The organism is Vibrio gangliei, assembly GCF_026001925.1.
Taxonomy (GTDB): domain Bacteria; phylum Pseudomonadota; class Gammaproteobacteria; order Enterobacterales; family Vibrionaceae; genus Vibrio; species Vibrio gangliei.
Genome location: NZ_AP021869.1, coordinates 82,576 through 96,750, shown reverse-complemented (window position 1 = coordinate 96,750; position 14,175 = coordinate 82,576). Strand labels below are relative to the sequence as shown.

12 protein-coding genes are annotated in these 14,175 nt (G+C 43.7%); 3 read left to right on the top strand and 9 right to left on the bottom strand.

The features are described 5' to 3' along the window. Positions 1–2 precede the first annotated feature (2 nt). From Vgang_RS00485 to nudC, 4 genes are all read right to left on the bottom strand, one after another. The gene (locus Vgang_RS00485) at positions 3–989 is read right to left on the bottom strand and encodes an HlyD family secretion protein (protein ID WP_105903388.1); all 987 of its coding nucleotides are present in this window, start codon (positions 987–989) and stop codon (positions 3–5) included. Beyond that, positions 989–2,371: a TolC family protein gene (locus tag Vgang_RS00480; RefSeq protein WP_105903387.1), complete on the bottom strand. Its 1,383-nt coding sequence runs from the start codon at positions 2,369–2,371 to the stop codon at positions 989–991. Before Vgang_RS00480 ends, Vgang_RS00485 begins: the two co-directional genes overlap by 1 nt. A gap of 175 nt (positions 2,372–2,546) precedes the next feature. Next, entirely contained in the window at positions 2,547–3,614 is a 1,068-nt protein-coding gene (hemE, locus tag Vgang_RS00475; RefSeq protein WP_105903386.1) for a uroporphyrinogen decarboxylase, read from the bottom strand. A 272-nt stretch (positions 3,615–3,886) separates the two neighbouring features. Further along, on the bottom strand, positions 3,887–4,678 hold the full coding sequence (gene nudC / locus Vgang_RS00470) for an NAD(+) diphosphatase (RefSeq protein WP_105903385.1): 792 nt from the start codon (positions 4,676–4,678) through the stop codon (positions 3,887–3,889). A gap of 187 nt (positions 4,679–4,865) precedes the next feature. On the opposite strand from nudC, the gene rsd reads away from it, so the two are divergent. Beyond that, a complete protein-coding gene (gene rsd / locus Vgang_RS00465; RefSeq protein ID WP_105903384.1) occupies positions 4,866–5,357 on the top strand; it encodes a sigma D regulator in 492 nt (163 codons plus the stop codon). Positions 5,358–5,418: 61 nt separating this feature from the next. Here the strand turns inward: rsd and Vgang_RS00460 are convergent, their stop codons facing one another. Next, on the bottom strand, positions 5,419–5,634 hold the full coding sequence (locus Vgang_RS00460; RefSeq protein WP_264923541.1) for a DMT family transporter: 216 nt from the start codon (positions 5,632–5,634) through the stop codon (positions 5,419–5,421). 329 nt (positions 5,635–5,963) lie between these two features. Between Vgang_RS00460 and Vgang_RS00455 the strand changes: the two genes are divergently transcribed. Then, entirely contained in the window at positions 5,964–6,296 is a 333-nt protein-coding gene (locus Vgang_RS00455) for a YnfA family protein (RefSeq protein ID WP_055467088.1), read from the top strand. Between the two features lie 164 nt (positions 6,297–6,460). Beyond that, the gene (locus tag Vgang_RS00450) at positions 6,461–6,877 is read left to right on the top strand and encodes a hypothetical protein (protein WP_105903383.1); all 417 of its coding nucleotides are present in this window, start codon (positions 6,461–6,463) and stop codon (positions 6,875–6,877) included. 343 nt (positions 6,878–7,220) lie between these two features. On the opposite strand, the gene Vgang_RS00445 is transcribed toward Vgang_RS00450, so the two are convergent. The 4 genes from Vgang_RS00445 to rpoC form a co-directional block, all read right to left on the bottom strand. Then, on the bottom strand, positions 7,221–8,015 hold the full coding sequence (locus Vgang_RS00445; protein ID WP_105903382.1) for an AraC family transcriptional regulator: 795 nt from the start codon (positions 8,013–8,015) through the stop codon (positions 7,221–7,223). Positions 8,016–8,034: 19 nt separating this feature from the next. Continuing rightward, positions 8,035–8,646, bottom strand: a complete 612-nt coding sequence (locus Vgang_RS00440; RefSeq protein WP_264923455.1) for a LysE family translocator — start codon at positions 8,644–8,646, stop codon at positions 8,035–8,037. 307 nt (positions 8,647–8,953) lie between these two features. Next, positions 8,954–9,742, bottom strand: a complete 789-nt coding sequence (locus Vgang_RS00435) for a DMT family transporter (RefSeq protein ID WP_105903721.1) — start codon at positions 9,740–9,742, stop codon at positions 8,954–8,956. 148 nt (positions 9,743–9,890) lie between these two features. Beyond that, the gene (rpoC, locus tag Vgang_RS00430) at positions 9,891–14,090 is read right to left on the bottom strand and encodes a DNA-directed RNA polymerase subunit beta' (RefSeq protein WP_105903722.1); all 4,200 of its coding nucleotides are present in this window, start codon (positions 14,088–14,090) and stop codon (positions 9,891–9,893) included. Positions 14,091–14,175: the final 85 nt, after the last annotated feature.

Below are 14,175 nucleotides of genomic sequence, written 5' to 3'. Positions count from 1 at the left end.
ATTTATGGTGCAACGCTATCAAACAACACGCTCATGCCCACTCTCAAGCCCTCAATCGGCTTAACAGGACGTGCTTCTACTTCAAAGGTACGCATATCAAATCCCTGATTCGCATCGGTGGTGCGCCAAGTGGCAAAATCGCCCATGACCGCCACATGTGACACCACAAAGTGATAAGACTGATCCCCTAAAGCGGGAATTCGAACCTTGAGTTTCGTGCCCTGCTTAAATTGCTGTAGCTTATCTTCTCGGACATGAAAAATCGCCCAAGCGTCCTTCATATCGACAATGGTCACCACTGGAAAACCTTGCGGCGCTAATTCACCTGAGTGCAATAAAATGTCGCTCACTTCCCCGGCGTGCCAGCTTTCAATTTGCGTATCGGCCGCATAGGCTTCGACTTCCGCGACCGCGCCAGCAGCCTGCTTTTCTTGTTGCTGAGCGGCTCGTTTAGTTTCATCACGAGCCCCTTCTAAGGCCATTTGGTACATTTGATAAGCCGCTCGTTCTGTGTATTTAGAGGCTTGCCATTGGGTATAAGCTTCATCGCGTTTTTGTTCAGCCACCACACCATCGTTATAAAGGTTCTGCACCCGTTGGTAGGTTTTTTCCATTAAGTTTTCTGCCGCTTTCGCCTGATTCCATTGATCTTTGGCTGCCGCTATTTCTTGGTTTCGAGCGCCTTTTTCAGCTTGTTCCGCCATCGCACCCGCTGCACCTTGGGCCGCTTTCGCTTGAGCTAATTTTGCTTCAATTTCTGGACTCAACAAGGTAAAGATTTTCTGCCCTGGCTCAATTTGATCGCCTTTTTTAACTAACACCTGATCAATTCGTCCTGGTACTTTTGAGGAAATCAAATATTGCTGAGCTTCAATCTGACCTTGAAATCGTTCCGCTTTCGGTTGATAAGCCAGCCAAAAAATATAGCCAAGCCAAATCACCACTAGAGCAACAACGATGGAAAATATGACGACTTTTTTTGAACGCATCATTGCACCTCTAACCCTTGATATTGTTGGTATTGATTAAAACTATCGATTTCACTGCTGACCGCTAATAAGCGTGATAGCGACAGCACATATTGATAAGCCGCTGCTGAACGTTGAGTTTTAATGCTATTAAGATAAAGCTCAGCATCCACCACATCTAATGACGTCGCTAAGCCCTGACTGAATGCTTTTTTCTGTAGGCGGATATTTTCTTCGGCCATAGAAACACTCGATGCTAAACCGTCGTATTCTTCTAACGCTTGATTGGCTTCACGATACGTTTTCTCCACCAGCAGAGACAAATCTTGCTTGGCTTGTGCACGTAAATAGCCGACTTTTTTAATCGCACTGTGTGCGGCGCCAACATTTTCTGAACGACCCGAAGTATCAAGTAACGGAATGCTCACCCCAACCCCAACTAACCAGTCAGGGGCATTATTACCGACCAGCGTATCATCATGATATAAATTGTAATTACCGTAGACATACACTTCTGGGTAGTACTTGCCTTTTTCGACATCCACTAAACCATTGGCTTGTTTTTCTTTCGCATCGAGAATACTGAGACCGGGATAATCCTGGAGCGTTTTATCCATAAAGGCCTGCATCGGCGGTAAACTTTTATTGGTGAACAGGTGAGTGGATGGCTCAACCAAGGAAGAGGATTTAATTAAACGGGTCAGCGCCATTTGAGCAATTTCGAGATCACGTTGTGCTTTTTTGGTATCCACTTTGGCTTTGTCATAAGCCGTTTGGGCTTGCAAAAGCTGAATTTGAGCGATTTGACCTTGCTGTTTCATTTTAACCGCATGATCTAAATGCTCTTTCAAGCCATTCTCAACTTCTTGCCGTGTAGCGAGTACTTGCTGCGACAGAACAACACCAAAATAGTATTTGGATAAATCTTCAAACTTTCCTTGTTGTTTCATGGCTAACAAATATTGCGCTTCTTCTGATTTGGCTTTGGCAATATCTTGCGCCGCTGAAATGCGTCCACCGGTAAAAATAGGCCAAATGGCACGAATCGAACTGGTAAAAACATCCTTTTCAACCAAGGTAGACGTCAGCATGCCATCAAAGGCTTGAGTTAATGCACTAGAACCTAGGGAAGTACTATCGGCCAACTCAGAAGGTGAGACACTAATATCATCATCCAATCGCGTGTAATTGGCACTTAGGGTAATGCTGGGAAGGCTCAAAGCACCGGCAGCATCTTGCTTATATTGGGCTTGCTCTACACTCGCCTTTTCTGCTGCAAGACCATCATTATTTTCTAATAGCGCTTGCCATGCTTGGTAGAAAGTGACTTCTTGCGCGACACTGGCAAATGAAGGAAGTAATAAGGCTAGACTAATACATGTGGTCAACTTCAATTTAATCATGGTGTTATCGTTGCTTCCTAACTTAGTCACTTGGGTATATAGATTAGAACTTGTGCAGATAAACTGCAATAGACTGATCGGAGCAGTTAACTGAAATCCGCTAACCAACATACAAAAAAGCGTAAATCTAAGATCTACGCTTTTAACTCAATATCAACAGTATCAACCTTAACGGTTATTTATGGTACGGCTTAGATAACTCGTGTACCGCATCGACAAACACGCCGGCATTTTCAGGCGGCACATCAAGGTGAATACCATGACCTAAGTTAAATACGTGGCCGGTACCGGCATCACCAAAGCCCCCAAGAATGGTGGCAACTTCTTGGCGAATACGTTCTGGTTGAGCGTACAAAATAGATGGGTCCATATTGCCTTGTAGTGCCACTTTATCACCCACACGTGCGACCGCATCTTGGATATTAATGGTCCAATCCAAGCCAACGGCATCACAACCGGTCGCCGCAATTTTTTCTAACCACATACCACCATTTTTGGTAAATAGTGTCACGGGTACACGGCGACCCTCATTTTCACGGATCAAGCCATCGACAATTTTGTGCATGTATTGCAAAGAAAAATCGTTGTAATCACGCGGGGTTAACACGCCACCCCAAGTATCAAAAACCATCACAGATTGCGCGCCCGCTTTGATCTGAGCATTTAAGTATTCAATCACGCTATCTGCCAACTTATCCAACAACGCATGCAAAATCGCTGGCTCGGCGTACATCATTTTTTTGATCTTGGTGAAGGCTTTCGAGCTGCCACCTTCCACCATATAAGTGGCTAGGGTCCAAGGGCTGCCTGAAAAACCGATAAGCGGCACCTCACCTTGCAGGTCTTTACGAATTTGGCGTACTGCATTCATCACGTACTGCAACTCACCTTCTGGATCGGGCAAGCCAATTTTATCGACATCCGCTTTGCAAGTGATTGGACGTTCAAACTTTGGCCCTTCACCAGCTTCAAAATACAAGCCAAGCCCCATCGCATCTGGAATAGTTAAAATGTCGGAGAATAAAATCGCCGCATCCAGTGGGAAACGTTTCAATGGCTGCAAAGTCACTTCGGATGCTAATTCTGCATTCTTACATAGCGACATGAAATCACCCGCGACACTGCGTGTTTGACGATATTCTGGTAGGTAACGACCTGCTTGGCGCATCATCCATACTGGCGTGTAATCTACAGGTTGCTTCAATAACGCACGTAGATAACGGTCATTTTTCAATTCGGTCATTTTTCTATCCTAAAAATTAGCTTGCTTATCTCGCTGCTATTCTAACATTGCACAGCGCACATTTTGCTAATGGTTTGTAATGCAGATCATGTTCTTGAACATTAATCATTGGCGAAATTTGCCACAATTACGTGATTTGTTAATACTTTGCTGGCTAGCACAATTATAACGAGCTTGAACACACGATGTTCAGCATCTCATAACGACATCTTACTTACCCCTCCGGCGAACCCGGAGGTTTTTTTTTATTGTCTGCGTAATTGAACCTTCAGCTAAGTATTACTTATTACATCTCGATTTTGTTCTATTTCACAACCTAGTGTGTGTTCAATCAAAGCGCGAGCAATGGTGCCTTTCGGAGCAACATCGGGAATATTATCAGCGCTAAACCAGCCCGCTGACGATAATTCAAATTCATCAACCCGAATCTCACCACGGTCATAATCGGCTAAAAAGGCCATCATAATGCTCGATGGAAATGCCCAAGGCTGGCTGCCAAAGTAGCGAATATTCTTAACCACAATACCGGTTTCTTCTTCCACTTCTCGGGCAACGCATTGCTCCAAGGTTTCACCTGCCTCAACGAAACCGGCAATGACCGTGTGCATTCCCCCTTTATGTCGAGCATGTTGCGCGAGCAGAATTTGATTGTCTTTTCTCACCGCAACAATGATGCATGGAAAAATACGTGGGTAATGCAAAGTGCGGCAATCATTACACTGCATCGCTAACTGATTATGGTTGAGGTGATTACGCCCACCACATTGCGAACAAAAACGTTGCGAAGTCGACATATAGCCATATTGTACCGCTCGGCTGGCCATTAAAAACAGCGCCTCTGGCTGCATTAACATCTCACGCAATGGCGTCATTTCTAGATCTTCATCTATCTCACTCGCATTCAGCCAGGCGCAAGGGACACCGTCTAACTCACCGATGAGGGTTGCATGCTCAAGCGGAAAGTTTAGTTCCTGAGCTGATCCGTAAGGCAAGGTTTTGTCGTGTAAATGTAACGCGCTACCATCAACGATACACCAGTTTACTTTTTGATCTTTTTTTATCATCGGGTCATCTCATTGCTTGAAGTTGCACCATTTTACTGGCACTCTAATTTCATACCAGTGCTTATCGATTTGCTGTCTATAACCACTCATAACCCCCATGGTATACACTATCAAAAGGACCCTCTATTCGATAAATAGAGAGGCTAGACGCCAAACAAAAGGCGTTAGCTATTATGAGGATACAGCCATGCTAAATAAACTTAAACAGACACAAGCACAATTTGGCGGTTCCAGTGACGTTATCGACCATTGGCTCGATACTCGGCAAAACCTGATTGTTGAATATTGGAAATTAGCAACGCTAAAACCAACTCATCACAAAAAAACCGCTCTCGCAAAACTGCCTTCCCCACAAGAGTTACAGAACTTTTGTCAGCATGTGGTCGATTATATCTCTGAAGGTCATTTCAAAATTTATGACATGGTGATGGATTCTTGGCAATCCACAGGGTTCTCACCTACGGAAGAAATCAATCAAACCTATTTCAAGATTGTCGAAACCACAGAACCTCTGCTCAACTACACCGACAAATATGCCGATGTGGATGCCGAGGATGAATTGGAAGACTTCGATGCCGATTTGTCTCAGATTGGCGAAGTGCTTGAAGAGCGTTTTGAGTTAGAAGATGAATTAATCCAAATGATCGCAGAGAGTTTAGCGATTCCGCCAGGGGCGTAAACTCATATTGATGTAATGTTCGGCAACAGAATCCAACCCATTCTTGTTGCCGAAGTCATGATTATTTTTGCGGCACTTTTGCCATCATAGGTTTAGTGCTGTGACTTCTTTGGGCCAAAATCACGCCACCAATGATCATCGCCATGCCACTGTAATGAAACAGTGTCAGTTGTTCATGCAAAATCAAACTGGCGAGTATCGCGGTCACCGCAGGCATCAAGTTCATAAAAATCGCGGCCTTATTGTGAGAGAGTAATAAAGTCTCATACCAAGTAATAAAGATTCATACTTAGTATTAAAGTATCATACTAAAATGGCAGCGATCGCAATCGATACGCTGCCATTCCTAAATCGAAAATGCCCCATTCCTTCGTTACAGCAAAGATCACTACTATCAACTGTACTTACGTAGCCTTAATAAAACTTATCTCTGATGAACGGTGGCAGTGTGTCAGAGCGATGTGTTGCCTTTAAGAAATTAATCAGTTGTTCTTTGTTGTGTCTGGATTCATAAATTGAAGCAATAGCCAAGCATCATTGAGAGCTGAACGTTACAATCGTCATATTCAGTGCTAAGTCGGTCATAAATAATATGAGGAAATTGAGTTGGTAGAAGCAAAAACTATCGGGTTGTTCTTTATTACAGCAGTAGCAGAAATATTGGGGTGTTATCTACCTTATCTCTGGTTGAAAGACGGGAAATCTGTCTGGCTTTTACTACCAGCAGCTCTATCCTTAGCACTATTTGCTTGGTTACTTTCTCTTCACCCAACAGCGGCTGGTAGGGTTTATGCTGCTTATGGTGGGGTTTATATTTTTGTAGCAATACTATGGCTGTGGATAGTTGATGGTATTCGACCAACTTTATGGGACATAGTAGGTGTAACGGTAGCGTTGATCGGCATGGCTATCATCATGTTCGCACCACGGCACGTATAACAACGTTGATTTCTTCAACCATTGAAACTTTTCAACGTCGGGGTATGAGCAAGCACTACCTCAGTTTTGCCCCTTTATGTGTTTCGAAACAGATATTACGTTACGGCTAGTAGTCCATTATGCTATAAATTTTCTAATGCCATTTTCGAATTGAGAAGTAAGTTATGAGTAAAAAACGGTTGTCAGAAAAAGAACTGATTGAGGGGATGACACCTCATACAGCACATGCTGATGAGCTTGCTACTACTAGTGAAAGAGATTGGGGCAGTTATTCAGAAAATGTAGATAAAGCTGATGATGATTTCTTAATCCAAAGGGATGATGTTTTCGATGCATCCCGAATGGAAACACTGTTAAAAATGGCTGAACGCTTTAATAAAAATGGAACTCTTGATGGTGAGACCCTTAAGAAGATTAAAGGGCTTACTGAATTGAATATGCCTTCCGAAAACGACTACCGAATGGCTTTAAAGAGAATTGAAGCCATATTCGATGCGAAGCTAGGTACACCTGAAGGTGACGAGCTTGAACAGCTAATTTCTTTTGTTGAAGCATATGAAGAAGAACACTATCCAATATAAATGGAGTAGCAGTGTTCTATCGCTTCTCAAAGTTACTCATTCCCTCTCAATAAACGATAAGAGCCACATAAGTGACTCTATCACGCGCTACCTGCGGTCAATACTCTATGAGCGGAAGAGAACAGGGTTATTTGAATTCATTTGTCTATGAGTGGAGCCGAAGCCGCGTTTCTCATAGCAAGCACCAATATTATATTCTTGTAACCTGTCGATTTCAAACCTGACTGATTATGCGGGACTTACTGGCAAACTTATGCCCCAAACTGTGCTAGAGCATACAGCTACAGTGTTTCCACAAAAGTTTCTTTGACTTAATTTTAGTTATCGGAAGACGACATTTTCCTTATTTTCTGTATTCGGCAGGAGTGGTCGCAACGAGTCTCTTAAAGCTGCGATGAAAATGACTTTGATCATTGAAACCAAGTTCACTCGCAACAGCTGCAATATCTTGTCCTTTTTTCAACAACGCCTTAGCTTCATTAATTCGCATAGAGACTTGCATTGCATGAGGCGTTATCCCATACGATTTTCTAAATGCGTGGATGAGGTGGTATTCACTTAACCCAGAGTTTCGAGCAATATCTTTGACTGAAATGCATTTTTTGAAGTTATCGCCTATATAACTATACGCCTTTACAATATTTATTCTTGGTATCGGTTTGTTCAGTGCGCCTGTGTTGGTCTCATGGAATAAACGGGAGAAGAACATAATGCATTCTTCCTCTATTTTCATGTTATCGGTGTTGGCGATAATGGAGTTTGCTAGGGATTGAAACTGCCTGTAGAGAACAGGGTCGTCAGTATGTATTTGAGAAAATGGAATAAAGTTTTTTGACGGGTTATCGACCGTCATTGTTTGAATATAACCTAACCATTTCGGGCATACGTAAAGCATTTTATAACTCCAATCCATATTTAGTGCTGGATTACACGAATGCACTTCCAGTGGATTCACTATGACAAGAGAACCCACACCAATCTGCGTCTCGGTATTGGTGTTAAAGTAGACGCTATGTCCTCCATCTACTGAACCAATAGAAAATTCTTCATGAGTATGCTTGCCGTAGCACGCCTTAGTACCTGTGGAGCAGCGTAGTTCAACAGGAACTACGCTTGAACGATAGAACTGTGGCTTCACTTTATTAACTGGCTCTTTTTTAGCTAGACATAAAAAAAGTATATAGAACAGTTGTCGCTAGTAATAGTCCCATAGAAAGGTTGAATAGTCTCAACTGTGAAGGCGTTTCTAACACTGAACGAATAGTAACTCCAAGTACCGCCCAAACAGAAATCGACGCATAACAGATAACAAAAAATATTGCACAAAACTGGAGTAGCACGGTTAATTTTAAATCTTGGCCAGTATAAAAAACCGAAATGCCAGCGAGAGAAACAATCCATGCTTTTGGGTTGAGCCACTGGCACATCATACCCTGTAAAAATGAAGGGGCAGCGCTGTTTAACTCAGTATCTTCATTTTTTGTTGTCGGTTTTTGGATAGCCACTTTATAGGCAAGGTACAAAAGAAAACCTCCACCTAAAAATGTCATGCTTTCCGACAGATAAGGGATCTGAGTGATGAATTTAGACAACCCAAAGCCCAATAAGAAGAGAATAGAAACAAATCCGAAAGTCGCTCCAGTAATATGCGGCATTGTACGTACATAACCATGATTTGCTCCAGTTACGGTTGCCAGTATGTTGACTGGACCAGGTGAGATCGAAGTGATCAAGGCGAAGGTCCCCATTGCTATAAGTAATGTCGTCATTATGTAGTCCATTTGTATATTTTAGTTACACAATAACGATTCATTGAGCGTGATGATTGTACAAAATTGTTGTTTTTACGAGACGAAGCGATTCAGACAGACTAGGCTGCAAACTGAGCGACCTTCCCATACCTAAGGTAATTCATGAAATGCTAATATTCTATTCTACGAAACTCATTTATGTCCAAAAACGAGTTTGAAAGCGTTGGTTGGGGCTGTGATGAAGAAACCAGTATGATACTTTAATACTCAGTGATAGCCCGATTCAGACTTGGTTGTAGAAATTAGTATGAATCTTTTTTTGGGGTTACGTATCATTTAGAACGGTACGAACAGGGTTATTTGACTGTTTAGTATGAAACTTTATTCCTCTCCCACACTTATCGGCACCTAAATGCTCGATCCCCATCATCCAACACCAAGGTGCAATAATGGATGCGAGTAATCCAGCATACATCACTAATGGTACCGTCTGTTGATTCAATGTCACTTGTTCACTCGTCATAAATAGCGGAAACAGCATCACAATCGCAAAGCACACTTGCACATAGACCGATTGCCAATTAGAAATCGGCATGCGCCAACGTTTAATCAACACCACATATAAAGCGTATGCCAGCGTACCGAGCAACACTAAAATATCCCCTTGATTAATGCCATTAGAAAATAATGCACTGACATCACCATGGCTCAGCATTAATAATAAACCGGCAAAAGAAATGACCGCGCCAAACACCGCATAAACCGTTAGCCTTTGGTTAAGCAGCGGAATACTCAAAAATAATCCCATCAAAGGCACTAGCGAGGTGATAAGCGATAAATTCAGTGCTGTGGTGGTCAGTCCGGCGTAATAGCCCAGGGATTGATTCAGCACCATACCAAGGAGTGATAAGAAGCCTAACTTAGGTAAATATGGCCAAATTTGCTTACGATATTTCCAAGTCGGTAACGCCAAAAACGGGGTTAAAACAATAAACGCCACCAGCCAACGATAAAATGAAATCGCCCCAGGATCGATAACCGAAGACGCCATTTTATTAATGATCGCATTCCCTGCCCAAATAAATACAGTGACCATGGGAAAGATATACAACATAGCAAATCTCAGAAGGGGGGAAAGAAAGCTCGGATTATACTCTTTATCAAACTAACGAAAAGGACAAAAACTCAAGATGACAATTTCCAGATATTAAAAAAGGCACCCGATGAAGGGTGCCTTTGTCGATTCAACGTCTCTCTAACGATTACTCTTCAGAGAAACCAGCGTTTAGTAGCGCTGCTAGGTTGTCAGTTGCTTGCTCAGCTGATGGGCCTTGCTCTTCACCTTCGCGTTGTTTTTGACGCTCTTGGTGGTAAGCATAACCTGTACCTGCTGGGATCAAGCGACCCACGATAACGTTCTCTTTCAAGCCACGTAGATCATCACGTTTACCAGAAACAGCCGCTTCTGTTAGTACGCGCGTCGTTTCTTGGAACGATGCTGCCGAGATGAACGACTCAGTCGCTAGAGACGCTTTAGTGATACCTAGTAGGTCACGCTCGTAACGCACAAGCTCTTTGCCTTCCGCTTCTAATTGACGGTTAGCAATCTTAACTTGTGAGTATTCTACTTGCTCACCTTCTAAGAAGTCTGAATCACCCGCATGAGTGATAGTACACTTACGTAGCATTTGACGAACGATAGTTTCAATGTGCTTATCGTTAATCTTAACGCCTTGTAAGCGGTAAACTTCTTGTACTTCGTTAGCAATATATTGAGTAACAGCGTGAATACCACGTAAACGTAGAATGTCATGCGGTGTTTCTGGACCATCAGAGATCACATCACCACGTTCCACTTTTTCACCTTCAAACACGTTCAACTGGCGATGCTTAGGAATCATTTCTTCATAAGTCTCACCACCCTCACGAGTGATAATTAGGCGACGTTTACCTTTGGTTTCTTTACCAAACGATACTGTACCAGTGTGTTCTGCAAGGATCGCAGGCTCTTTAGGCTTACGAGCTTCGAACAAGTCAGCTACGCGAGGTAGACCACCGGTGATATCTTTGTTACCGCCAGATTTCTGAGGGATACGAGCTAGAGTATCACCGATACCCACTTCCGCACCGTCTTCAATGTTCACGATAGCTTTACCAGGTAGGAAGTATGCTGCTGGCATATCCGTACCAGGGATCATTACATCGTTGCCTTGCTCATCAACCAGCTTGATTACTGGGCGCATATCTTTACCCGCTGATGGACGCTGTGCTGGGTCTACAACTTCACTTGAAGATAGGCCAGTTAGCTCATCAGTTTGGCGAGAGATAGTCACACCATCAATCATGTCTGCGAACTGGATACGACCTGCCACCTCAGTGATGATTGGCATGGTGTGCGCTTCCCAGTTAGCGACAACTTCACCCGCAGTAACGGCTTCGTTGTCGCCTTTGCTTAGCATAGAACCGTATGGCAGTTTGTGTTTCTCTTTAGTACGACCGAATTCATCAATGATAGTCATTTCTGATGCACGAGACGTAATAACAAGCTTGCCATCTTTGTTGGTTACAAACTTAGCGTTGTGTAACTTAACAGTACCGGTTGTTTTCGCTTGGATGCTGTTTTCTGCTGCTGCCGTTGACGCCGCACCACCGATGTGGAACGTACGCATGGTTAGCTGTGTACCCGGCTCACCGATAGATTGTGCTGCAATAACACCTACCGCTTCACCTTGGTTCACTTTATGACCACGAGCTAGGTCACGACCGTAACAGTTTGCACAACAACCGAAGTCAGAATCACAAGTTACCACTGAACGTACTTTGATCTTATCAACCGATTCTTCTTCAAGAATTTGACACCACTTCTCATCAAGTAGCGTGTTACGTGGGATCAATACTTGTTCTGTACCTGGTTTCACCACGTCGTCAGCAACAACACGGCCAAGAGCAAGTTCAGATAGAGCAACTTTAACGTCACCACCTTCGATATGAGGCATCATATCTAGGCCTTCGAAAGTACCACAGTCGTGTTCTGTTACCACAACGTCTTGCGCAACGTCTACGAGACGACGAGTCAAGTAACCGGAGTTCGCAGTCTTAAGTGCCGTATCGGCAAGACCCTTACGAGCACCGTGGGTTGAGATAAAGTACTGAAGTACGTTCAGACCTTCTTTAAAGTTCGCTGTGATCGGCGTTTCGATGATTGAACCATCTGGACGCGCCATCAGACCACGCATACCCGCCAACTGACGAATCTGAGCGGCAGAACCACGAGCACCTGAGTCAGCCATCATGTAGATGCTGTTAAACGATTCTTGTTGTTCTTCTTCACCGTCACGGTTGATCACAGTTTCAGAAGAAAGGTTATCCATCATTGCTTTTGCAACGCGGTCGTTGGTAGACGCCCAGATATCGATAACTTTGTTGTAACGCTCACCCGCAGTCACAAGACCAGATTGGAATTGCTCTTGGATTTCACGTACTTCTTCTTCTGCTTCAGAAATTTCAGTGTATTTCGCCGCTGGAACAACCATATCGTCGATACCAACAGACACACCAGAAAGTGCTGCGTATGCAAAACCTGTGTACATGATTTGGTCAGCAAAGATTACGGTATCTTTAAGACCAAGTTTACGGTATGCCTCGTTCAATAGGTTCGAGATTTGCTTCTTACCTAGTTTTTGGTTCACGATGCTGAAAGGTAGACCTTCAGGTACGATTTGCCAAAGCATTGCACGACCGATAGTGGTATCAACCATACCCGTTGACGTTGTGCTGTTACCGTCTTCATCAACCACAGTTTCAGTGATACGTACTTTAACGCGAGCGTGTAGCTCAGCCGTCTTAGTACGGTATGCCTTTTCAGCCTCTGCAGGGCCAGCAAGGTACATACCTTCACCTTTTGCATTGATCTTTTCACGAGTCATGTAGTAAAGACCCAATACTACGTCCTGTGAAGGTACGATGATTGGATCACCCGATGCTGGTGAAAGGATGTTATTGGTTGACATCATCAATGTACGTGCTTCAAGCTGTGCTTCTAGAGTTAGAGGCACGTGAACCGCCATTTGGTCACCATCGAAGTCGGCGTTGTATGCCGCACACACAAGTGGGTGAAGCTGAATCGCTTTACCTTCGATCAGTACAGGTTCGAATGCTTGGATACCAAGACGGTGCAGTGTTGGTGCACGGTTTAGTAGCACTGGGTGTTCACGAATCACTTCGTCTAGGATATCCCAAACTACCGCTTCTTCGCGCTCTACCATTTTCTTCGCCGCTTTAATCGTTGTAGCCATGCCACGAGATTCTAGCTTGCTGTAGATGAATGGTTTAAATAGCTCTAGTGCCATCTTCTTAGGAAGACCACACTGATGTAGACGCAAGTATGGACCTACTGTGATTACAGAACGGCCAGAGTAGTCTACACGCTTACCAAGTAGGTTCTGACGGAAACGACCTTGTTTACCTTTGATCATATCAGCCAAAGATTTCAGAGGACGCTTGTTAGAACCTGTGATCGCACGACCACGACGACCGTTATCTAATAGAGCATCAACAGATTCTTGCAGCATACGTTTTTCGTTACGTACGATGATGTCTGGTGCTGCTAGGTCTAAAAGACGCTTCAAACGGTTGTTACGGTTGATCACACGACGGTATAAATCGTTCAGATCTGAAGTCGCAAAACGACCGCCATCTAGTGGTACTAGAGGACGTAGATCTGGCGGAAGAACTGGAAGAACAGTTAGGATCATCCACTCAGGGTTGTTACCTGATGCAATGAACGCTTCAACCAATTTCAAACGCTTAGTGATTTTCTTGCGCTTAGTTTCAGAGTTAGTGGTTTCTAGCTCTTCGCGCATTTGCTCTGCTTCTGCAGGCATATCCATGGTGTGTAGCAGATCTTTGATCGCTTCAGCGCCCATTTTCGCAACGAACTCATCACCCCACTCTTCTAAGCGGTCTAGATATTCTTCTTCCGTCAGCATTTGACCTTTTTCAAGATCAGTCATGCCTGGTTCAGTCACTACATACATTTCGAAGTAAAGAACACGTTCGATGTCACGTAGCGGAATATCCATTAATAGACCGATACGAGATGGTAGTGATTTAAGGAACCAAATGTGTGCTACTGGAGAGGCAAGCTCAATGTGGCCCATACGGTCACGACGAACTTTAGTTTGTGTAACTTCTACGCCACACTTCTCACAGATAACACCACGGTGTTTCAAGCGCTTGTATTTACCACAAAGACATTCGTAGTCTTTTACTGGACCAAAAATACGCGCACAGAACAAACCGTCACGTTCTGGCTTGAACGTACGGTAGTTAATAGTTTCTGGCTTTTTAACTTCACCAAAAGACCATGAACGGATCATGTCTGGTGAAGCTAGACCGATTTTGATTGCATCAAATTCTTCGGTCTTATGCTGTGCTTTTAGAAAGTTCAGTAAATCTTTCACAATCAGCTCCTGTAAGGAGTTAAAAGGCGTTCGGCTGAACGCCTTTTTTCTACCGGGTTAATCTGAGCCCACTTACAAATGTACG

Excerpts from the sequence above, each read along its gene's own strand:
- Vgang_RS00485 (WP_105903388.1), bottom strand. The coding sequence starts at position 989 with ATGCGTTCAAAAAAAGTCGTCATATTTTCCATCGTTGTTGCTCTAGTG.
- Vgang_RS00480 (WP_105903387.1), bottom strand. The coding sequence starts at position 2,371 with ATGATTAAATTGAAGTTGACCACATGTATTAGTCTAGCCTTATTACTT.
- hemE (WP_105903386.1), bottom strand. The coding sequence starts at position 3,614 with ATGACCGAATTGAAAAATGACCGTTATCTACGTGCGTTATTGAAGCAA.
- nudC (WP_105903385.1), bottom strand. The coding sequence starts at position 4,678 with ATGATAAAAAAAGATCAAAAAGTAAACTGGTGTATCGTTGATGGTAGC.
- rsd (WP_105903384.1), top strand. The coding sequence starts at position 4,866 with ATGCTAAATAAACTTAAACAGACACAAGCACAATTTGGCGGTTCCAGT.
- Vgang_RS00450 (WP_105903383.1), top strand. The coding sequence starts at position 6,461 with ATGAGTAAAAAACGGTTGTCAGAAAAAGAACTGATTGAGGGGATGACA.
- Vgang_RS00440 (WP_264923455.1), bottom strand. The coding sequence starts at position 8,646 with ATGACGACATTACTTATAGCAATGGGGACCTTCGCCTTGATCACTTCG.
- Vgang_RS00435 (WP_105903721.1), bottom strand. The coding sequence starts at position 9,742 with ATGTTGTATATCTTTCCCATGGTCACTGTATTTATTTGGGCAGGGAAT.